We start from the raw sequence: 20,678 nt of genomic DNA, 5'->3' as shown, positions 1-20,678 counted from the left end.
CCTAGTTATTACATTGCATTGCTGGTAGTTGTTCACCGTTGGCAAACAGTTCTATTTTTTCAAGAGCTTCAGTCAAGTCTCTCACTGAAACAACTGTCAAGTTACTGGGAATCTTGTCAATGGCTTCTTGGCAGTTTGCCTCGGGTGCCAAAAACAACTCTGCGCCAGCCTGTTTGGCTCCAAGCATTTTTAGGGCAATGCCACCAATTGGCCCCACATTTCCGTCCGGGTCAATAGTTCCAGTGCCCGCCACGTGTGCGCTGCCGGCCAAGGACCCCTCGGTGAGCGCATCAAGGACTCCAAGGCTAAAAATCAGGCCGCCGCTTGGCCCACCAACATCTCCGAGCTGGAGATCGAGTTCGAATGGAAAGTTGTATGTGTAGCCAATCGTCGAACCTATAACCCAGGTTTCATCTCGAAGTGAAGGAGTCACCAAAAGGGAGGTTTTCTGGCCGTCCCTGATGACTTCTATGCTCAAGGCAGAGTCTTTGGCAAGTTGAATTTGTGCTTTAAATGCATCGAATGTGTCGACCGGTACTCCGCCAGCCGAGGTGATGAGGTCGCCAGCAATCAAAATCCCGGAGGACGGAGTGCCCTCTAGGACTGTATTTACGTAAAGGGCCCTCGGGACTTCATACCCCAGCTTTTTCAAAGCCACTGCGATTGCGTCCTGCTGAGAAACTTCCATTTGCAACGAAGATTCGGCTCTGAATTGCTCGGCGGTAAAGCTTGGAGGAAAGATTTCGTCCAGGGGTAGCACCACTTGATCGGGATCAGCCCATGCATAGAGAACTTGCACCCAACTAGGGGTCGATTCCCGGTTCCCCAGCAAAGAGACCGTGGTCACATCGAATCGCGATTCAGATTCAAAGGTCTCTACTTCCGCTGAGCTGATGACCTGCGTCCCGTCAATCTGCCCCATGACATTGAAGACTTGTCCGGGGCGTTCGATTACAAAACCGGTCGGAACTACCAACAGCCCAACGGCGACGATTGAGGCGACTCCAAAAGCAATCCAGCCAGCGAAGCGTCTTCGTTTGGGCGATTTCGGTGCATCGAAAAAAGTCATCCTTCCAATGCTAGGCAGTGAAGCTCGTAATAGCGCCAAAGACACTAACGCCCTTGGCGAACATGCGCGATTTGGCAGCGTATTTGCAGTCTGCCGCCCCAAGGTCGAGGTAGTTTTCTACTAGAAGGGGTGCCCCGTGGAAGAACAGCCAAATCGTGAAGAACTTGAACGCTTGATTCGAAAGATGATGGAATCAGGGCAATTGGACCCCGAGGATCTTGCCAAAATAGCCGGATTCAGTGCGGACCCCTCGATGCTGAGCGACCTTTTTGGGCAAGTATCGGAGATGACCGGGGAAGCCGGAGAGCCGGTGAACTGGAAACTTGCCCTTGATCAAGCGCTCGAACTTTCCAAAAAAACAGAGAAGCAGGCAAATTCCGCCCTCGAAGCCGAACTGGAAACTGCGTTTGACATGGCCCGTCTCTGGCTAAGCGAGGCCACGGAATTCACGAACCCAAATCCACCAAAAAAGCTCACTCGATCGATGTGGGCACAAGAAGCGATGCCGCTGTTCAGAGAGCTGTCGGAGCCGGTCGCCAACAGCATGGCCGCAGCGCTAAATGAGAACTTAGGAAATACACTGCCACCCGAGCTAAGCCAGATGTTGGCGCCGGCGCAAAACTTTATTGGCAATGCCGGAGCTTCGATATTTGCCATGCAGTTGGGTCAAGCCATCGGAAAGCTTTCTTCAGAGGTTTTACTGTCAGGAGAAATTGGTATACCTCTGAGCACCAGGCCCGGGATCATCGCACAAAACTTAGGAGAGTTTCTTCAAGACCTAGAGACCCCAAAGAGCGAGGTTGTCATTTATCTTGCAACCCGCGAGCTGGCAATCTCTTCGCTATACAACCAAGCCGGTTGGTTGCGAGAGCAAATCATCACCCAGGTAAGGGAGTTTGCCGCCGGACTCACTGTCGACTTAAGCGGCATCGAGGAGATTGCGTCTCGAATCGACCCGACTGATCCTGGTTCAATGGAGCAAATCATTGAAGCAAGCGCAATGGTTTCGCCAAGAAGTCCCGAGCAGGAGCAGGCCTTAGAGCGCATAGAAACCGTTCTGGCACTGATCGAAGGATGGGTCGACGCGACCTCGCTGGAGGCAACCAAAAGGTTGCCGAACATTCAAGCAGTAGTTGAAATATATAATCGCAAACGAGCCACCAGCGGGGCATCTGCCAAAACCTTTGAAGCCCTGCTTGGCCTTGAAATGAGGCCTCGACTCAGGAGAGAAGCTACTTTGATGTGGCAGCGGGTGGTAACAGATATCGGCAAAGGCGCTTCGGATGCCCTCTGGTCACACCCTGACCAAATGCCCACCGCACTTGAAATTGAAAATCCAGATTCATTGATTGCCCGCATCAAAAATGGTGGGGAAGACTTTGAAGATGAACTCCGCAAGTTCCTGACCGACTAGAGCCGATCAATTTCGTCAGTGCGGCACCGGCTGTGGAGAACGTCTCACGAGAATCTCTCGGGAGCTGCAAACTACCTCAGGTGGTAAGACAAATAAACCCTGGCCTTGCAAGACTGTGGATCGACGACACAACAAGACAATACGGAGCTAACTCTGAAGCAGTCCTTACAAATCTTTCCAATGCACAATGGAGAGCTTTGGATTTTTTAGAGGCTGGCGTCAGCGACAATCAGCTGTCGCTCTTGCCAAAAATGGCGAGCGCCGATGCAGAAACCACCAACGAACTCATCGAACGCTTAGGGCCGCTACTTTCTAGAACATCGTCATTTATGCCCACCTTCACGGAGCATGAAGTCTCCAAGCGTTTCTCGGAAATAATGAGGCTCTACCTGCTTGGGCTCGATGATCCAGCAGAAACCTTACGAGCAAGAAGGAGCCTTCGCGTTTTTCTTTCCAAACTAGACCGAACTGGTCTGACCCTGCTGAGGGCCCTGAACGCCTCCGCGGTTACAAAAGTCTTTACCAATGACCACTCGAAAGTCTTACCGGGAGACACTGTTGAACTGGGCTACCCGCAGTCCTTACTTGGATCGCAGCGAGTAAGGGCCGCCAAATCCGATGCGGATGGCCTTAGCATTCAGCTTCACAGCCGAGTGAGCACAGCTTTTGATCAGGCGGATTTAGCAATCCTTGTGTGCCACGACATCATCCAGCCCGCCGACTATCAGCCTTGGTTATCGCGTGACGTCCCACACCTGGCTATTTGTTTCGATGAATCAGGCGTGGAGATCTCTCATATCGTGATTCCCGGTGTCACGCCATGTCTAGGGTGCATTGAGCTTCACCGCATAAACAATGAGCCCAACTGGATCAAGATAGCGACCCAGTTGACAAACCTTGACCGTGATCTAGCCGATAGTGCACTGATGTTGTTCTCGACTGGGATTGCCCTGTCGAAGTCCCTGAACTTCCTTGACGGGCTAGAGAATCAGGAACCTTTAGACATGATTCGCCTTGAGCGTTCAGGTGAGGTGGTAACGAGCCAGGCTAGCTGGTCGGAGTGTGGCTGCCGAAACGCTTTATGAAATCTGAGGGGTGCTTGTCCAGTCTTGAACTGACCTGCAAAAAATCCTTAGCTCGAGTAATCGCAACGTAGAAAAGCCGCTGTTCTTCTGCAATTTCGGCATCAGTCTTTGCATACCCGATTGGGAAATAGTTCTGGTTTACTCCTATTAGAAACACCTTGGCAAACTCCAGGCCTTTTGTCCCATGAATGGTTGCCAACATAACCGCGTCACGCATCGGCTCATGTCCCGAGCGCTCCCGCTCGTCCAGTTCCCGCAAATACTCGTCCAAGTTCGGCTCATCAAGCTCCTCAAGAACCTCTAAGAACCAGTTCAAAGCGAGCCACTTTTCATCCCTATCGGCTGTTGATTTCCAGCCAAGTGCAGAGATGATTTTGGAAACTTCTATGAACAACGGCTCTTTAAGCTCTGAAGTCTGAAGAGCTCTAATGGCACCAGTGCCCTGGATAACCTCTGGACGCTTAAAAAACCTTCCAGATCCACGGACTTGGTAATCGATTCCGGAGGCTTTTAGTTCTTGCTCCATTTTTACAAGCTGAGCGTTGGTTCGAGCAAGCACCGCCATCTCACCTCGGCCAACGCTGTTTTCCAGAAACTCGTTTATTTGCCGCACCACACCCGCAGCTTCATCGCCGGCATTCTTGAAGGTTCTAAAAACGGGCTTTTCAGAAACTTGACGAATTGCCTCAAGAGGAGTGTGAGGACTGACTCGATTTGCAAGCGCCACTACTTCCTGGCTCGATCTATAGTTTCGGTTCAGTTCAAACACTTGCGCTTTTTCATACCGGTCCTGAAAGCCGGTCAAAAAGTCGCTGCGAGCGCCCGCAAACGTATAGATGGTCTGTCTGGGGTCTCCGACCACGCATAGCTCTTGCCTCTCCCCTAGCCAGGTTTCGAGAAGAGCCTGCTGGAGTGGCGAAATATCCTGGTACTCATCCACGGTGAAAAAACGATATTGCTGCTGGACATGCGCCAGCATTCGCGGCTGGTCTCTTAGCATTCCAACGCAGAGCAATAGGGCATCTTCCCAGTCGATTACTCGTCGCTTTTGCTTGAGTAATTCAAAAGCACCGAAAAACTCTCCGAATCTTTCGGCACCGAGGCTAGAGCCCTCGGGTCTTGTAGTTTGATACTTCTCCAAATCCCTCATGGAATACCTGACGAATTCGACTTCTGCTTGGAGGCTCGACTTCAGTTCGGCAGTTGCGCGAATCCCCATTTGCTCTAGAACCTCTTGAATCAGGGGTCCCTTGTGAGTGACAAGCTTCGGGGCGAAGCTGTCTGTCAGTTGGGGCCAAAAAAATTGCAGCTGTGCAAGCGCTGCAGAGTGAAAGGTCCTGACCGCCACGTCTTGAGCCCCTAAGGACCTGAGCCGGGTTCTAAGCTCGGCAGCCGCACGGTTGGTATAGGTAAGAGCAAATACTCGGTTGGCGGCATAGCTACCTGTCTGAATACCGTAGGCAATGCGGTGGCTGACAGTTCTAGTTTTTCCACTACCGGCACCTGCAATTATGGCGACGGGGCCCTGCAGTGCCTGGGCAGCAGCGGCTTGGTCATCATCTAGTCCGGCCAAAAGCTGGCTCGGAGTCAGATCTGAAGTCATTAGCAATCCTTATGCTGCGCGTGGCGTTTACTCCAAGAGCGCGGTGAACAATCTAACCTGTGACCGTGGGAAGACCTAGTCTGATATTAGCCGCGCTGGCAGCCGATGCTGCCCCGGGGTTCACCTTCCGTAGCTATCGGAGGGTTGAAACTAACCCTGACATGGATCAGCTCCAGCTCTGGGACCAAGATGGTGCCTCTTACCAGCTGTTGATTCCTGCCACGCCAGCCGGGGAATCTGAAGTTGCCATAGAACTACAGGCCCTCAAAATAATTGAGCCCCACCAAGAAATCTTGGGGATAGAAACTCCCCGACTTATTGGTCAAAGCATGGATTCCGATGGAACCGGCGCCCTGTTACTGACTCTCTTAGGTGGGGAAACTACAGACCTAGCGAAATATGCTCCCGGACTATTTTCCAGGAGCATAGGTGAGGTGCTAGCGCGCATCCACAACCTAAGCCCAGAAATCATTAGAGACGCCGGTCTCCTGGAGTATGACTCCGCAGCCATCCTGAGACACAAGGTTGCCGAGATAGACAGCATTGCCCAGACCGGTAGAGTCCCCGCAGCCCTGCTTTCTAGGTGGGAGGCGGCGACCGAAGATATTGGACTGTTTCGTTTTCACCCGACAGTTATTCATGGAAACGTGAGTCAAGACACCGTCATGGTCAGTTCCCAGAAAGTCAACGGCCTTTCAGGTTGGAGCTCGCTAAAGGTCGGCGACCCCGCGGAAGACCTTCGTTGGCTAACCGGAGGGGCTCTCAGGACCACCCTCGAGGACACCATTCTGAACTACCGTGCGGCAAGAGAAACGGCTGACGAAAACATCAGCCAACGCGCCCAGCTCTACTCCGAGCTTGAGCTTGGTAGTTGGCTGGTCTACTGCATCGAAAACAAAGATGAAAAGGAAATCAGTCAGGCCGAGGACATGATTGCCGAGCTTCGTAACCAGCTCGAGAGCGGGAACCTTCGAAGCCTCAGGGCCTCAAGCTTTGCCGGAATTGCATCCCTCGGTGTTGCCGCAGTGCCTCACGACGACGCCTCTAGCGTTGAAGAAGATCAAGACCTCGAGACCCAAGAGCTTACTCAGCAACCGGACGAGGGGTTAGCCGAAATCCTGGAAGCCGACTTCATTGAAGATGCCGACCCAGAAACTAAAAACGAAGAGGAGCTTTTCTAAGAGCCCTCAGCTTTTCAGCTAGTTCCTTCTCCGACGGCACTTCGGGAGATATTTCCTTGGCGTCGCCCGCGAAAAAGAATGAAGCTTTCACTCTCTCCACCCCAACCCCAAGCCATCGCGATAGTCCAATTCGATAAAGGGCTAGCTGCACTGCCTTATTGGTGACTTCCACTTTTGACTTTGGTGAAGAGCCTGATTTCCAGTCGACAACTTCGAAGCCGTCATCAGTTTGATAGACCGCATCTAACTTGCATACAACCACCGTTCCGCCGAGTTCGAACTCGAGTGATTGTTCAACATATAGAGGCTCGAGACTATTGAACCTGGAGTCGAGGAAAGCCTGCCCAAGTTTCTGATCTTGCTCTTGCCAATCGGACACATCCAAATCCGCCTCCAAGTCAAACGCCTCCTCTAGGCGCTCGTGGAACTGAGTTCCTCTCGCAGCAGCCTCAGAGAACGACACTGGCAGCGGGCGGGCAATCTGCGCCCAGAAGGCATCTGACTCAGTAAGTAGCTGGACAATTTTGGACGCAGATAAACGCAAAGGAAGCTCGACTGGCTTTGGGTTTCTCAGTAGTTCTGCCTGTTCAATGATTGCAGCCAGCTGCAGACTCTGACTGACCTTCGTCGGTGTCGCACTGATCACAGCTCGGGCGGCAGCAAGCTGGGGATCGCGACCGTTGCCAAGTGGGTCGGCAGGCCAAATTTCGGACTTGGCCAGGTTGGCAAGTGGGTTTGCTACGGCTGGCTCTGGAATGGGTTCGAGCAACGAAACAAGCCCAGCGCTAATTAGCTCCTCCAGGTAAGGGGCGATCGGGCGGGCATTGAGTATCCCTGCCTTGTAATAACTGGCAGACAACAAAAGGTCCTTGCCAGCTCGAGTGATTGCAACGTAGGCGAGTCTGCGTTCTTCGATATCGTGCTTGGATCGGTTTTCTGAAGCAAATTCCTCTGTAGCCGCCTTCAGTTGCTTTTGAGTAGTTGCCTGACGCCAAGACAGCTGGGGAATCCAATCGCGGTCCTGCCTTATTTCATTGGGAAGCTTCCCAATTGCCAGCCAGCCTTTTGAGTCCCGAGAGTCGACCGGAAAAGATCCTTGAACCAAACCTGCAACCGCTACAAAGTCCCACTCAAGACCCTTTGCCGCGTGAACGCTCATTAGCTGCACAACTCCGGCTTTAGCGCCGGTCTTTGGCATTTCAAATCGTTCACTGTTGACCGCATAATCGAGCCAGCCCAATAATCCAACAACCGATGGACGCAGCGCGCTGACTTCGTAGTCTGAAATGCGGGCGATAAAACCCTCTAGGTTTGCCAGCGGCGTCTTAGTGCGGGCGTGTGCATAAAGCTCAATGTCTAATTCCAGCTCTCTCGCGACCGCCCATGAAAATTCACTGACGCCAAGAGAGAGTTGCGTTCTCATCAGGTGAAATAGCTCGCTAGCCTGAACCATTCTCTCGAGTCCGGCGTCAGAAATCTCAGCAAACTGCCGGGAGCTGGGTTTACGAATTTCGTCTAGGGCCTCAACCAATGTGAGTGGAATCTCCGCAGTGACTTCTTTTCGCATGCGAGTAAGTTTTCTTGCGAATTTATGGAGCTGAGCAATGTCTCTTGGTGCAATTCTGAATTTAGGGCCCGACAAAATACGCATCAGCTCGGCACCGGCTTCTGGATCTGCGATGACCCGCAAAGCAGCTAGCAGATCCAGCACCTCGGGCTGCTCGAGCAATCCGGAAAGCCCGGTTATTTCGACCTCAAGCCCCTTGTTCTCAAGAGCGTCGGCAAATAGCCGCATGGCCTGTTTTGAACGGAACAAAACCGCGGCACTGGTTTCTTCGTTCATCCTTTCTGAGAGCCACGAGGCCACTCTGGTGCTTTCGGCTGCATCGTCTTGGCACACTATCGCCGAAACCGTGCCTTCTCGATCAAGCCCTGCAGTCAGGCTTACTGGACTGACGAACGAATCATCTTGCAGCGGCTCGCTTACTAAATTAGCCGCGTCCACAATTGCCTGGCCAGACCTCCAGCTCGTGCTAAGTGAGAACTGCTCAGCGGCACCAAAATCACCTGCAAAACCACTCAGGTTCGCGCTGCTCGCGCCGCGCCAACCATAGATTGCCTGGTTGGGATCCCCGACAGCCATAACTGGCTTTCCGTCGAATAGCCTTGACAGCAGCATGGTCTGGATGCCAGAGGTGTCTTGGTACTCATCCAAAAGTACAAATTTATGAGATAGCTCCAGGTCTTGCTTCTCAAGAGCCCTGAGCGCGAGAGCCACTTGGTCTGAAAAATCGACCAGCCCCCTAGTCTTTTTTTGGCTCTGATACTGCCTTGCAAGCTCAAAAACCAATGTTGAGGAGTGCATCGTATCCAGAAGCGTCTGGTGGTAGGCGTAGACACCCTCGCCACCCTTGTCCGACTGCGGCAGGGCTGCAATCTGTTGGGCAAAGTCTTGCAGGTAGGAAATTGCCTCATCGGCCGACTGCTGGTTGTCAGTCAGAGAGCCGCTTGCACTTAGGACTTTTTCCGTCAGGTAATCAAGCGTCTTATCCCAGTTCAATAGCTCTGAAAATTCCGAAATTCGAGCGTTTGCCACCACCTCCCTAGCAAGCGATATTGCCCCGGCTTCTGTGAGCAGGACCGCGTCTGCCTCGAAGCCAACCTGCAGGGAAAGTGATCTAAAAATCTCATTTCCAAAAGAGTTATAAGTAGTTATTTTGGGCGGATCAAAATCATCCCCTAGCTCTTTTGGCCAGTAGCTTGACTCCCTCAGCTTTACTAATCCAGATTGGACTCTTGTCGCCAGCTCACTCGCGGCTTTCCGGGTGAATGTCAAGCCAAGAATTTCACTCGGTTTTGCCAGCTCATTGGCCACTAAGTAGAGGGTCCTGACTGACATCAACTCAGTTTTTCCACTTCCAGCACCGGCGATAATGAGGCTTGGACCCGTTGTGCTTGCGGACGAGATCGCAGCCTCCTGCTCATCGGTGAGTTTGTGCTTTGAAACAACAGAAAAAATCTCCTGGGCCGAGTACTTAGTCATGAGTCACCGCCTTGGCCATAAGCAATTGACATTTGGAATCCCCGGTACAGTGCTCAGAAATATTTGCCACAAAACTGGCCTGACCGATCTGGCTCTCGGCCCTGGATAAAAGCTCCATGATGCTTTCCTGGAAGTCACCGGCAAGAGCCGGCTGCTCCAAGACCTTCAATGATCCAGAACCCACCGAGATAATTCGGCCGCCGGCAACAGGTTCGTCGTAACTTTGGCGAAGTCCAAGCTGGTAGAGAGCGAGTTGCCGATGTTCAGCTGCATCTTTGGCGCTTATTGACTTACCGGTCTTCAGATCCGCGGCTATCAAGCCGTCTCCGGTTCGTTCCACTCGATCTATTTTTCCGGCGACAACAAGCCGGCCGAGATCTATTTCAAAGCCCTGTTCACTGGCTACCAGCTGATTAAATTCTGCTAGGTAGGAAGACATGTAGCCGGCCATTTTTAGTGCACGGCGCTTTGCAGCCATGGCAAGCCACTCGGTTTCAAACTTCAAAGTGTGCCAGTTTGATTCAACGTACTGCCCGACCGAGTCGCCGTCTGTCGAAAGCTCCATTGCAGCATGGAGCAGTGTTCCAATAGATGCCTCAAAAGACTGCCCGTCGCCACCAAAATTATTAATAAACCAATGCAGTGGACATTTCTCAAATGCGTCCAACCTTGATGCGCTCAGTCGCAGCTGTTCGTCCGCCGTGACTACCGGGTCAGTAGTTGAAATCGAAAGCAGGCCCTGCCAGTTGCTGGGGTGAGCACCGCTCGCTCCTGTCAGTGCCAAAGCCGCCAGCATCGGGGCCGCCGACACGTCTCCAGCAGCCAACTCGGCCCTGAGTCTGCCCACCAAACGGCGAGGATCAAATTCAATATTTACCTGCTTGGCGACCGGGGACAGCCCTAACATTTGGAAAAACTGCGAGGGCTGTTCGTCTGCACTTTGCATTGCGCTCAGCATCAACTTTGACCGAACCGCGCCCAAGCTCTTATAAAACAGTCGAAGCTCATCGGCCAACTCTGATCTGGCTGCCTTGCCAGGATCGTCAGATCTTCCAGTCAAAAATGCCTGCAACCCACTGGCCCCCAACAGTGAGTTCCTGGGCCTAAGGTTTGGCCAAATACCCTCTTGCAGGCGAGGGATTGCCAGAACTTCAAATTCCAGTCCAGATAGTTGAGACGCTGTGGCAAGAACCACCAAGTCCCGCAAACCTACCTGTGCCAGTGAATCCTCGGGCACGGCCGTGTCAAGCTGCTCAGCTATGAATGCCTGCGCACCGGTCCCCCGCTGCTCATCAAATCTATTTGCAGCCGCAAATAACTCCAAAATTGCATCTAGGTCACGGTTCGCAGCCAAAGCCACCTCGGATTCGCCCCTCGCTAGCTCCGCAAGCTTCCCCGCAGGGGCAAGGTTCCAAATGGCGCTGACGAATTGATAGGCGCCCATCTCGATGTTATTTTTGAGGCTCCCAAGCACTTTAATTGCCCGATTTAGCCTGGCGACTTCATTTGAATCAAAGTCAATCTCGGCCTCAAAGATCGACTCGAGCATTTGAATGCGAGTAAGGCTTTCGAACTGCTCGAGATAAGCGAGTTGCCTAAATAGTCGACGCTGTTGGATAACTGAAAGACCAACCAGGTTGGACCCCAGAAGCTCAGTCACTAGATAGTGTTTTGGCTCGGAAAATACCAGCTGACCGAAATCAAGCACCGATCGAGCTGCCGGTTGATCCCGCAGCGCCTTCTGCACTCCGAGGATTCTGACCGGTATCGATCTTGCGGCTAAGTCACTGGATAGCTGATCAAGCTGAACTCTGGTTCTTGCCACAACGCACATTTGGCCCCAGTCCAAACCTTCTGTGACTCTCAATCTGCGAAGCTCGCTTGCAAGATAATCGGTTTCCGATATCTGGTTATCAAAGAGCGAAAATTCATCGATGCTGGATTCTGCGTTGGACTTAGGGCGATGCCGAAAAGCTTCGGAGGTCGGTATGCGTTCAGCAAGCCTGCCCATGAGGTCATTCACGCTGGTTGGCTGACTGGTATGCCCGGTTAGGGAAATCTCTAGAAGGTTATTTCTACTTTTTCTGAGCCCAGCCACGAAGCCCCCGGCTGCAGCGCGAAATCCAAGAGAGGCAGTATCCGGATCACCACAAGCAATCAACTGACAAGTGCTCGAAAGCTGCAGGATGAATTCAACTCCAGCTAGCGAGAGATCCTGCGCGTCATCGACTAAAACAACCTTTGCGCCCTTTGCTCCTGCGGCGAATTTGGTTGCCATCACAATCAACTGTGAAGGGTCTACTTGACTAGTTTTTTGCAAGGCGTCGACGTAAACAGGCAGTAGGTCAATTGCAGCTCGGAAGTTTGACTTGGGCCAACTCTCTTGCAGCGCTAAGAGCTTGTCCTTATCTATTTGGTTCTCAATCAACACCGCAAATAAATCGCGAAGTTCGTTATGGAATCCTGATAAAGCAAGGCTCGCAGCATCAAAGCCCCAACTCTTGGCGGCACCGTTTGCGACCGCGTCGGACACGAGTCCGGCGATAAGTGACTGCTGCTTGGCGCCCGATACCAACTTCACGCCTGGAAGTTCGGCCTGCAAAATTTCAAAAGCCAAAGAGGTAATTGATCGCGACCTTGGCAATAGGGCCACTTTTTTTGAGTTAACTGCCAGTTGGTCTCGAAGTCTTGTTGCGGCGGCGCGCTGCGGTGTTATTACAAGAACTTCACTTGGATCCAAACCATCGGTTTCAAATTTGGTGACTAAATTTTTTATGAGGTTGGTTTTTCCGGATCCCGGCGATCCAAGCACCAGTGCGTCCAGGCCGGTCATAACCCCGGCTAATTCAGCTGGGAGTTCTGCCTCGGATGACCCGGGCGACTCAGAAGAATTTCTCACGTCATCAATCTATTTGGCTATGCAGACTTTTTTCTTGCCGTAACCTTATTTTGACTAAGGAGAATTATGGACGTCAGAATCGGCATCAGAGACAACGCAAGAGACATCAGCTTCGAATCAGGCCTGAGCGCCAAAGATCTGATGGCTACGGTAAAAAAGGCGATTGAAGCCTCAGAGCCCGTGCTTGAACTTAGTGACGAAAAGGGCAGCATCATCCTGATTCCAACATCTTCAATTGCATACGTTGAAATAGGCGCGGAGGAGACAAGGCGCGTTGGGTTCCTAGCCTGATGGAGATCCTAATAATCATTGTCTATGCAGCTATTCTTGCGATGGTTGGGCCTTTCGTTCTTGCAAAATCCGACCACTACGGAAAATTAGTTCCGGTGAGTATTGCATTGTCCGCTGGAAGCGCCATGTGGCTAATTTTGACTTGGGCTGGCTTTAGCTATTCCAGCGCTTGGATTTGGTTCATTGTCATGCTTTCCATGCCGGCAGCCGGTTGGTTCGGTACGAATTTTCTGGTTGCAAAACGAGAATCAGAAGAGTCTAGCCAGCTTGCCAGCATCCGCCTACGCGGTAAGGCCCAGTAGGTCCATTCTCACTGTGTGCTTAGCAATGAGCACCGAAGTAAATGGTTCAAGTGTTTTGAACTGCTCCCTGGCAAGCGCGACCGCATCGTCCTCGACTGGATTTGGCAAAACTTTAGACAGATCGACAGAATCTCTAATTTCTAGCAGCGCGTCGGCTACAACCATGCGTCCAAACATCGCAAGCCTTGGGCCCAGAGCTGGGTCGGCGGAAATTCCCGCAGCCAACTCGCGGTGGCAGAATTTTTCCAACTTCTTTGAATCTAGAAGCTGGTCTACTTTTAGCTTTTTTGCAGCCGGTAGGCCCTTGGAAACCTGAGACGCGCCGTCTTGAAGTATTCCAAAAACGACATAAATCCTCATCAGGTCTTCGAACCAGTCAGCACCTTCGGTGCGCATAACCAGCTGCTCAAGACGCTCGCGAATATCCGATTGCAATTCCATCTGACTGGCGCCAAGTCGAATCAACAGACCGCCGAGCTGCTTAGAGCGATCTTTGTAGGCTTCGGCTAAAACGCCTTGAGCCTCGCTCTGACTCGCATCGGGCGCTTTGAGGGAGTCTTGCTGCAGAAGATCGGAGATCACAAGATGCAGCTGAGACAAAGAAGACAGATAGATTTCCGACGAAGGAGTAAGCTTGGCAGGGTTGAGTTGGATTTGACTGCGACCAGCAGTTGCGTCTCGCGAAGGAAGCGTTAGCTTCTGCGAAACCTTACGTATCTTGCGTAACCAATCCAACACCTTGCAAGCTTATAGCTCAGCTCGAGGAGTAGAAAACCGAGAGCCAAAAACATACGGAGAATTACTTGAGTTTCAAATCACTAGGCATAGATGCAGATATCTGCGAAGCCCTAGAGTCCAAAGGCATCACCAGTCCATTCCCAATTCAAGAACAAGCTATTCCAGTTGCGTTATCTGGCACCGATGTAATCGGCCAGGCAAAAACCGGAACTGGTAAAACTCTTGGGTTTGGCCTTCCACTTATTCAGGCCCTGGGTGAGAACCCAGCTCCTGGCGTGCAAGCACTGGTGGTTGTTCCAACCAGAGAATTGGCACTTCAGGTTTCTGAGGACTTAATCCTTGCAACAACTAACCGCCCGACCACCGTCGTTGCCATTTACGGCGGAAAAGCCTACGAGGGCCAAGTTGCTGCCCTGGAGGGCGGGGCGCAGATCGTGGTCGGAACACCGGGACGCCTGCTTGATCTTGCAAAGCAAAAACTTATGAACCTGTCCAACGTGACTTTTATGGTCTTGGACGAAGCTGACGAGATGCTGGACCTTGGCTTCTTGCCAGATGTTGAAAAACTGTTTTCACTAACACCCCCTCAGCGTCAGACCATGCTGTTCTCGGCAACCATGCCGGCAGCAATCTTGAGCCTTGCTCGTCGCTACCAAAACCGCCCGATCCACATTCGTGTCAGCGACCCGGATGAAGGTAAGACCAAGGCTGACATCAAGCAGTACGTCTATCGAGCACACGCCCTTGATAAAGACGAAGTAGTGGGCAGAATCCTGCAGGCCGAGGGCCGAGGCAAGACAATTATTTTCGTCCGGACCAAGAGGCAGTCAGCCAAATTGGCCGAAGAGCTAATCGACAGAGGCTTCAATGCTGCTCCCTTGCACGGAGACATGTCACAGGATGCCAGAGAGCGCTCTATGGCTTCTTTTAGAGAGGGCAAGAAAGAGATTCTCGTTGCGACCGAAGTCGCGGCCCGCGGTATAGACGTAGACGATGTCACACACGTCATCAACTACTCGGTCCCAGAGGATGAAAAGGCCTACCTACATCGCACCGGACGAACCGGAAGAGCCGGCAAGCTTGGGGTAGCGGTTACTTTCGTTGATTGGAACGACTTGGCTCGCTGGGTTCACATCAACCGCGAACTAGACCTTGGCGTTCCAGAGCCCACTGAAACCTACTCGAACTCGCCTCATCTATTTGAAGAGCTCGGTATCGAACCTGGCACAAAGGGTCGAATCGGAAGAGCTGCAGCGGCCGTAAAAAAAGCTCCTGCCTCGAGCCAGCCTCCAAGGTCAAGCGCGCCGAGCAAGTCTGCTCCTCAACAGAGTCGCAATCGAAACCGGAACCGCAACTATAAGGGCACTTCAAAGCCAGAGGCTTGATCTAAAATTCGCTGAAGCATTGCGGGCTCAGTTCGGTTTTCACCGAGCCGGTTGTCTTTGCCGTCAATACCGTGATAATCGCTGGAACCAGTAGTTATCAAATTATGCTTCACCGCTAAATTCTTCAGCCACTGCTTCGCTTGCTTTGGAACAGACCGATGCTCAATTTCGATGCCATTCAGGCCTGCACCTATAAGAATCTTGAAAAACTCGGCCGGTAAATCTGTCATCGACGCTCCGGCAGGAAAGTCGATTAGTGGGTGGGCAATCACTGATACCCCACCCGCACCCCGAATCAGAGCTATGGCATCCGTGGTGTCTACCGAGTAATCCGAAACGTAGTAGCGCGAGTGCGAATGAAGAATTGACGTGAACGCATCGGAACGCGTTGGAACTACCCCCATAGACACCAAAGTATCTGCCAAAGCTGGTCGCCCGACCGTAGAGCCCTCTGGCAGCTGGGCCTGCACCATTTCCCAAGTGATTGGGTAGTCCTCAGCCAGTAGCGCAACCATCTTCTTTGCTCTCTCAATTCTTGAGAGCCTGGTCTTTTCTAGCTCCTGAACTAATGCTAAATTTTTTGGGTCTGGCAAATACGCCAGAATGTGGACGCTAATCGAGCGGTTATCCCCGATCAGCTGCCTTGTGGAAACTTCGATTCCAGGAATTATGCGCACCTGGTTCTGACGGCCAGCAATTATTGCCTCGTCCCACCCAAGAGTGGTGTCATGGTCCGTAATTGCCAGTGTGGTGACACCTGCTTTAGCCGCGTTTTGGACAAGTTCGGTTGGGCTATCTAAGCCGTCACTCATGTTTGAGTGTGCATGTAGGTCTATCACAGGAGCAGAATAGTCGCATGACGCAAAATCCTCACCCGACTAACCGGTCTCGCGTGCCACAGTCGGAACGGTTCATGAATTTCATTTCCTCAAACTGGGCAGAAATTGACTCGCCTCCTGTCACTCGCTGGGAGGTTGCTGACCACAGCCTCAAGCGGAGAGAAGCCCTCTCGGCAAAGTTTCCGGGCAAAGTGCTAGTGATTGAAGCCACCGAGCCAAGGGTGAGAGCCAATGACACCGACTATCGGTATCGCCCTGCTACTGCGTTCACCCACCTCACCGGATGGGGTTCGGCAACTGTTCCTGGATCGGTTTTGGTGATTGATGGCCGCAAAAATGTTTCCGTATCAACTTTGTACCTGATGCCAACTGCAGGAAGAGACTCCGATGAGTTTTTTGCCAACCCCGCAATCGGAGAATTCTGGGTTGGCCCAAGACCAACCCTGACCCAAGTGTCACTGCAGCTTGGAATCATAACCAAAGACCTAACGAAACTTGACGCGGACCTTGCATCGATTGGGGCAGTTGTGGATATGGAAGATCCAGAACTTGCCGAGGCCGCCTCCACCCTGAGATTTGTAAAAGATCAATTTGAGATTGCCCAAATGCGTGAGGCGGTCAGAATCACAGTTGACGGTTTTGCAGAGGTTGCCAGATCTATCCCGCAGGCCACGAAACAGGCCAGAGGAGAACGAGTTGTTGAGACTGCTTTTTATAGTGTGGCAAGGCAAAACGGTTTTGAGCTCGGCTATGAAACAATCGCTGCCAGCGGGCCAAACGCTTGCATACTTCACTGGACAAAAAACGATGGCGAAGTCAAACATGGCGACTTAATACTGGTCGATGCCGGTGCAGAACTTGACTCGTTATACACAGCCGATGTCACAAGGACAATTCCAGTTAATGGCAAATTCTCAAAGGAGCAGCTCTGGGTCTACAACACGGTTTTAGAGGCCGCCGACGCAGCCTTTGCGGTAGTGAAACCGGGGATCAGGTTCCGCGAAGTTCATAACGCAGCGATTGAGGTGATTGCCAGGCGAGTAGCAGAGCTCGGAGTTATTCCAGTGACCGCAGAAGAGGCCCTGGAAAAAGATAACCAACATCATCGCCGCTACATGGTCCACGGAACCAGTCACCACCTGGGGCTTGATGTACATGACTGTGCACAGGCGAGGCGGGAAATGTATCAGGACGGGATTTTAGAAAAAGGAATGATTTTTACAATAGAACCGGGCCTCTACTTCCACAAAAGTGACCTGAATCTGCCACCCGAGTACCGCGGCATAGGAGTAAGAATTGAGGACGACGTCTTGGTCACTGAGTCAGGTTACGAAAACCTAAGCTCAGCATTGCCGAGAACCGCTAGCGACGTCGAGAATTGGTTTGCCGAGCAAATTTCCTAATTAGCCAAGCTCGCGGGCCATGTTGATGATTTGCATGGCCTTTGCTGCATCTTCTTCGGGCACGATTACTTCATACCTTGCGGCAACTGGCATTTGTGAGCTTAGAAAACCGCGCTTGTTCTTGGATGCCAGAAATCGAAGGATGTTCACGAGCATGCCGACACCGGCAGCAATCACAACAACGGCTAAGAATTCTTGAGGCACGTAGTTAATCTCTCCGTCGGCACCAACATCGAAACCTGCGCCAATGAGAAGGGCGAAAATCAAGCCCAGCCAAAAGCCGGTTATCGCCCCTGAAGCCGCTACGCGACCGTAACCAAGCCTTGATCTAACCTTCTCAACCATGACCAAATCATGGCCGAGAATCGTCACTTTATTCGCCTTGAAATCTCCCGCTACCAGCCTGTTTACAAATTCGGTCGCCTCGGTGTGTGTTCGAAATTCACCCAGGCTGTGACCGCGGGGTATCGAGAGGGCCGCATTGTTTTTTTTGGAGCTGCTTCTAGCATCGGACATTCAAGAAGCCTTTCAGGATTAGGTATGTCCGAATAAGGTTATCTCTATGAGCGCAACCAGAGTCTTCGTAGCCAGATTGGTTGGTTGTGGCGTTTTTGACCCTCAGGGGGACCGAGTTGGCAAGGTAATCGACGTGCTGATGGCATATCGAACCACCCTCCCACCACGAGCCACCGGCTTCATCATAGAAATTTCTGGTAGACGAAGGGTTTTTCTTCCAATTGCCAGGGTTACCGCAATCGCTCCAGGTCAGCTGATTACCAACGGCCTGATTGACCTTCGCCGGTTCACAATGCGTGGTCAAGAGGTTAGAGCCATTGCCGAAATGCTTGGCCGAAAAGTCACTTTGCTAGATGGAGCGGGCCTAGCAAGCATCGAAGACTTTTCAATCGAAAAAGGCAAACGCGGCGATTGGGTTTTGTCTGAATTGTTTGTAAGAAAGCAAAAAAAGAATTCTGCTATCCCTTTTGCCAAGGGTCCTACGATGTTTGCTCAGTGGCAAGAAGTGGCAGAAAACCGAGAGAACCCGGCCGACCAAGATGCTCGACAGCTGCTGTCGACAGTAGCCGACCTTCGCCCAGCTGACCTTGCGACCGCAGTGTTGGATTTACCCGAACACCGAATGCTAGCCCTGGCCGATGAGCTAGATGACGAGCGCTTGGCTGACCTGCTAGAAGAGCTTCCCGAAGAAGAGCAGCTGGAAATCATCAACGATCTTGATGATGAGCGAGCCGCCGAAGTCCTTGACCTGATGGGCCCCGATGATGCGGCCGACCTAATGGCAAACCTGTCCCCCGAGCGTGCAGAAATGCTTCTCAGCCTCATGGATGATGAGGAGGCCGATGATATTAGGCAGCTATTGACCTACGAGCCATATACCGCGGGTGGAATGATGACGCCGGAGGCAATAATCTGTGCCGCCGACACCACAATTGCTCAGGCAATGGCTTTGGTAAGAAGAAAAGAAGTCGAGCCAGTTTTGGCTGCTCAGGTGTTCGTAACCCTCCCACCCTATGAAGCCCCGACGGGACGCTATTTGGGCGTCGTGCACTTCCAGAAACTTTTGAGATATCCGCCCCATGAGCGCCTCGGGTCGATCTTGGACACCGAGCAAGAACCGGTGGCGCTAGACACCCCAATTGCCCAGATCCACCGATATCTTGCTAGCTACGATCTTGTGGCTTTACCGGTCACCGACGATGAAAATCACCTTGTGGGTGTGGTTACAGTAGACGATGTTTTGGACCACCTGCTTCCTGACGACTGGCGAAGTGAGGAGGAGCGCTAATGGCTAGAAATAGATCATTGCTAGAAAAGCCAATGACTCGTCGAACCCGCTTCAGGGTGCCCAACATTTCGCAAGAGACGGTTGGACGCGTTTCCGAAAGACTCGCGCGCGCCATGGGAACCGGCGCGTTCCTGATTTTCATGACGGTCTTCGTTGCGCTTTGGCTGAGCTGGAATACTTTGGCGTCTCAAGGCGCTCAGTTCGACCCGCGGGCACTGAACTTCACTCTCCTAACCTTGATTTTGTCGCTGCAGGCCTCCTACGCAGCACCTTTGATCCTGCTGGCCCAGAACCGACAGGACGACAGGGACCGGGTCAAATTCGAGCAAGACCGTCAGCGTGCCGAGCGGACACTGGCCGACACCGAATACTTGACCCGCGAGGTAGCGGCCCTAGCGCTCTCGCTTGACGAAGTAGCAACCAAAGACTTTGTCAGAGACGAGATCCGAGACGCAATGAAGGATCTGCTCGAGCAATTGCGCGAAGACAAAAAACCTAGCAAGAAATCTAAATGAGCCAGCGCGCTTTATCGGCGCTGGCTGGAGTCATCGACCCAGAGCTACGCCAGCCAATTACCGAGCTCGGAATGGTGGGGCCGATTCAGGAGACCGAAGATTCAGTTTCGGTTCAGATTAAGCTAACAATTGTTGGCTGTCCGGCCGCACAATCTATCGAGCGTGACGTCAATCAGGCTCTAGCAGCGGTTTTCAAAAAAGTCGAGGTCGAAATGACCACAATGACAAACGACGAGCGCAAGGCCCTGACGCTAAAACTGCGCGGAGACAAGCCAGCGAAGTTCAATCCTTTTGCAGATAAGGACAATCTCACTCGCGTGATATTCGTCTCGAGCGGCAAGGGCGGAGTTGGTAAGTCAACTTTGACGGTGAACCTTGCGGTTGCACTTGCCGCCCTCGGTCAAAAAGTGGGCCTGCTTGACGCCGATATTTTTGGCTATTCGGTGCCGCAGTTGATTGGAGTAAACCAAAGCCCCACCCAGGTCGAAAACCTGATGCTGCCTCCGATAGCGCATGACGTGAAGGTTATTTCGATTGGCTTTTTTGTTAAAGACAATCAACCGGTCGCGTGGCGCGGACCCATGCTCCACCGAGCAGTCGAACAATTCTTAACCGATGTGTTTTGGGGAGACCTCGATTTCTTGCTGGTGGACCTACCCCCTGGCACAGGGGACGTTGCAATTAGCCTTGGGCAATTGCTCGCAAAAGCCAAAACGCTTGTCATCACAACCCCCCAGCACACAGCAGCGATAGTTGCTGAAAGATCCGGTGCAATCGGACTGCAAACCGGTCAGGAGATCTTGGGCGTCATTGAGAATATGAGCTATCTTCCCTCGGAGAACGGACCGATCGAGATTTTCGGATCCGGAGGAGGCGATGCCGTCGCCGCCAGGCTTACAGAAATAAGCGGGAAAAAAGTACAGCTGATGGGCAAAATTCCCATTAGTCAAGACCTTAGGATATCCGCCGATGACCAAGTGCCTATTGTGGTTTCTGACCCGGCAGATCCTGCAGCCATAGAGATAACAAGAATTGCTAAATTGCTAATGGATTCCCCGCGCGGACTTGCTGGGAAATCTTTGAAGATAACTCCGAGTTAGGTATTGG

Annotated in this window: 17 protein-coding genes; 10 read left to right on the top strand and 7 right to left on the bottom strand. The window is 52.2% G+C overall.

Annotation, left to right across the window (positions count from 1 at the left end):
* Position 1: 1 nt before the first annotated feature.
* On the bottom strand, positions 2-1,069 hold the full coding sequence (locus IMCC13023_RS03235) for a YlbL family protein (protein WP_007541203.1): 1,068 nt from the start codon (positions 1,067-1,069) through the stop codon (positions 2-4).
* Positions 1,070-1,205: 136 nt separating this feature from the next.
* Here IMCC13023_RS03235 and IMCC13023_RS03230 point away from each other — a divergent pair, with 136 nt between their 5' ends.
* Both IMCC13023_RS03230 and IMCC13023_RS03225 read left to right on the top strand, forming a co-directional pair.
* Positions 1,206-2,483: a zinc-dependent metalloprotease gene (locus IMCC13023_RS03230; RefSeq protein WP_007541201.1), complete on the top strand. Its 1,278-nt coding sequence runs from the start codon at positions 1,206-1,208 to the stop codon at positions 2,481-2,483.
* Positions 2,484-2,515: 32 nt separating this feature from the next.
* A complete protein-coding gene (locus IMCC13023_RS03225; protein ID WP_007541198.1) occupies positions 2,516-3,568 on the top strand; it encodes a hypothetical protein in 1,053 nt (350 codons plus the stop codon).
* Here the strand turns inward: IMCC13023_RS03225 and IMCC13023_RS03220 are convergent.
* On the bottom strand, positions 3,531-5,171 hold the full coding sequence (locus IMCC13023_RS03220) for an ATP-dependent helicase (RefSeq protein ID WP_007541196.1): 1,641 nt from the start codon (positions 5,169-5,171) through the stop codon (positions 3,531-3,533). The two genes, IMCC13023_RS03225 and IMCC13023_RS03220, sit on opposite strands and share 38 nt — an antisense overlap.
* 65 nt (positions 5,172-5,236) lie before the next feature.
* Here IMCC13023_RS03220 and IMCC13023_RS03215 point away from each other — a divergent pair, with 65 nt between their 5' ends.
* On the top strand, positions 5,237-6,352 hold the full coding sequence (locus IMCC13023_RS03215; RefSeq protein ID WP_162097427.1) for a phosphotransferase: 1,116 nt from the start codon (positions 5,237-5,239) through the stop codon (positions 6,350-6,352).
* On the opposite strand, the gene IMCC13023_RS03210 is transcribed toward IMCC13023_RS03215, so the two are convergent.
* Together IMCC13023_RS03210 and IMCC13023_RS03205 are read right to left on the bottom strand one after the other, a co-directional pair.
* Positions 6,327-9,395, bottom strand: coding sequence for an ATP-dependent helicase (locus IMCC13023_RS03210; RefSeq protein WP_007541192.1), 3,069 nt, complete (start codon positions 9,393-9,395; stop codon positions 6,327-6,329). The genes IMCC13023_RS03215 and IMCC13023_RS03210 overlap by 26 nt on opposite strands.
* Entirely contained in the window at positions 9,388-12,294 is a 2,907-nt protein-coding gene (locus tag IMCC13023_RS03205) for an ATP-dependent DNA helicase (RefSeq protein ID WP_040324868.1), read from the bottom strand. Before IMCC13023_RS03205 ends, IMCC13023_RS03210 begins: the two co-directional genes overlap by 8 nt.
* A 66-nt stretch (positions 12,295-12,360) precedes the next feature.
* On the opposite strand from IMCC13023_RS03205, the gene IMCC13023_RS03200 reads away from it, so the two are divergent.
* Entirely contained in the window at positions 12,361-12,585 is a 225-nt protein-coding gene (locus IMCC13023_RS03200; RefSeq protein WP_007541187.1) for a DUF3107 domain-containing protein, read from the top strand.
* A complete protein-coding gene (locus IMCC13023_RS03195) occupies positions 12,585-12,887 on the top strand; it encodes a hypothetical protein (protein WP_007541184.1) in 303 nt (100 codons plus the stop codon). The genes IMCC13023_RS03200 and IMCC13023_RS03195 overlap by 1 nt, the downstream gene beginning before the upstream one ends.
* Here the strand turns inward: IMCC13023_RS03195 and IMCC13023_RS07000 are convergent.
* On the bottom strand, positions 12,867-13,625 hold the full coding sequence (locus tag IMCC13023_RS07000; protein ID WP_081478835.1) for a ferritin-like fold-containing protein: 759 nt from the start codon (positions 13,623-13,625) through the stop codon (positions 12,867-12,869). The genes IMCC13023_RS03195 and IMCC13023_RS07000 overlap by 21 nt on opposite strands.
* Before the next feature lie 65 nt (positions 13,626-13,690).
* Between IMCC13023_RS07000 and IMCC13023_RS03185 the strand changes: the two genes are divergently transcribed.
* A complete protein-coding gene (locus IMCC13023_RS03185; RefSeq protein WP_007541179.1) occupies positions 13,691-15,010 on the top strand; it encodes a DEAD/DEAH box helicase in 1,320 nt (439 codons plus the stop codon).
* Here the strand turns inward: IMCC13023_RS03185 and IMCC13023_RS03180 are convergent.
* Complete coding sequence (locus IMCC13023_RS03180) at positions 14,980-15,822, bottom strand: PHP domain-containing protein (RefSeq protein ID WP_007541177.1); 843 nt, start codon at positions 15,820-15,822, stop codon at positions 14,980-14,982. The two genes, IMCC13023_RS03185 and IMCC13023_RS03180, sit on opposite strands and share 31 nt — an antisense overlap.
* A 44-nt stretch (positions 15,823-15,866) precedes the next feature.
* Between IMCC13023_RS03180 and IMCC13023_RS03175 the strand changes: the two genes are divergently transcribed.
* On the top strand, positions 15,867-17,252 hold the full coding sequence (locus IMCC13023_RS03175; protein ID WP_040324866.1) for an aminopeptidase P family protein: 1,386 nt from the start codon (positions 15,867-15,869) through the stop codon (positions 17,250-17,252).
* Here the strand turns inward: IMCC13023_RS03175 and IMCC13023_RS03170 are convergent, their stop codons facing one another.
* Complete coding sequence (locus IMCC13023_RS03170; RefSeq protein ID WP_007541172.1) at positions 17,253-17,768, bottom strand: YflT domain-containing protein; 516 nt, start codon at positions 17,766-17,768, stop codon at positions 17,253-17,255.
* A 46-nt stretch (positions 17,769-17,814) separates the two neighbouring features.
* On the opposite strand from IMCC13023_RS03170, the gene IMCC13023_RS03165 reads away from it, so the two are divergent.
* Genes IMCC13023_RS03165 through IMCC13023_RS03155 form a run of 3 tightly spaced genes read left to right on the top strand, consistent with a single transcriptional unit; the run spans position 17,815 to position 20,671 of the window.
* A complete protein-coding gene (locus IMCC13023_RS03165; protein ID WP_007541171.1) occupies positions 17,815-19,056 on the top strand; it encodes a magnesium transporter MgtE N-terminal domain-containing protein in 1,242 nt (413 codons plus the stop codon).
* The gene (locus tag IMCC13023_RS03160) at positions 19,056-19,571 is read left to right on the top strand and encodes a DUF1003 domain-containing protein (RefSeq protein ID WP_040324865.1); all 516 of its coding nucleotides are present in this window, start codon (positions 19,056-19,058) and stop codon (positions 19,569-19,571) included. Before IMCC13023_RS03165 ends, IMCC13023_RS03160 begins: the two co-directional genes overlap by 1 nt.
* Entirely contained in the window at positions 19,568-20,671 is a 1,104-nt protein-coding gene (locus tag IMCC13023_RS03155; RefSeq protein WP_007541166.1) for an Mrp/NBP35 family ATP-binding protein, read from the top strand. Before IMCC13023_RS03160 ends, IMCC13023_RS03155 begins: the two co-directional genes overlap by 4 nt.
* The last annotated feature ends 7 nt before the right edge of the window (positions 20,672-20,678 follow it).

This window comes from Candidatus Aquiluna sp. IMCC13023, assembly GCF_000257665.1.
Taxonomy (GTDB): domain Bacteria; phylum Actinomycetota; class Actinomycetes; order Actinomycetales; family Microbacteriaceae; genus Aquiluna.
The sequence above is the reverse complement of the archived record's forward strand: the minus strand, read 5'-3'. Positions and strand labels throughout refer to the sequence as shown.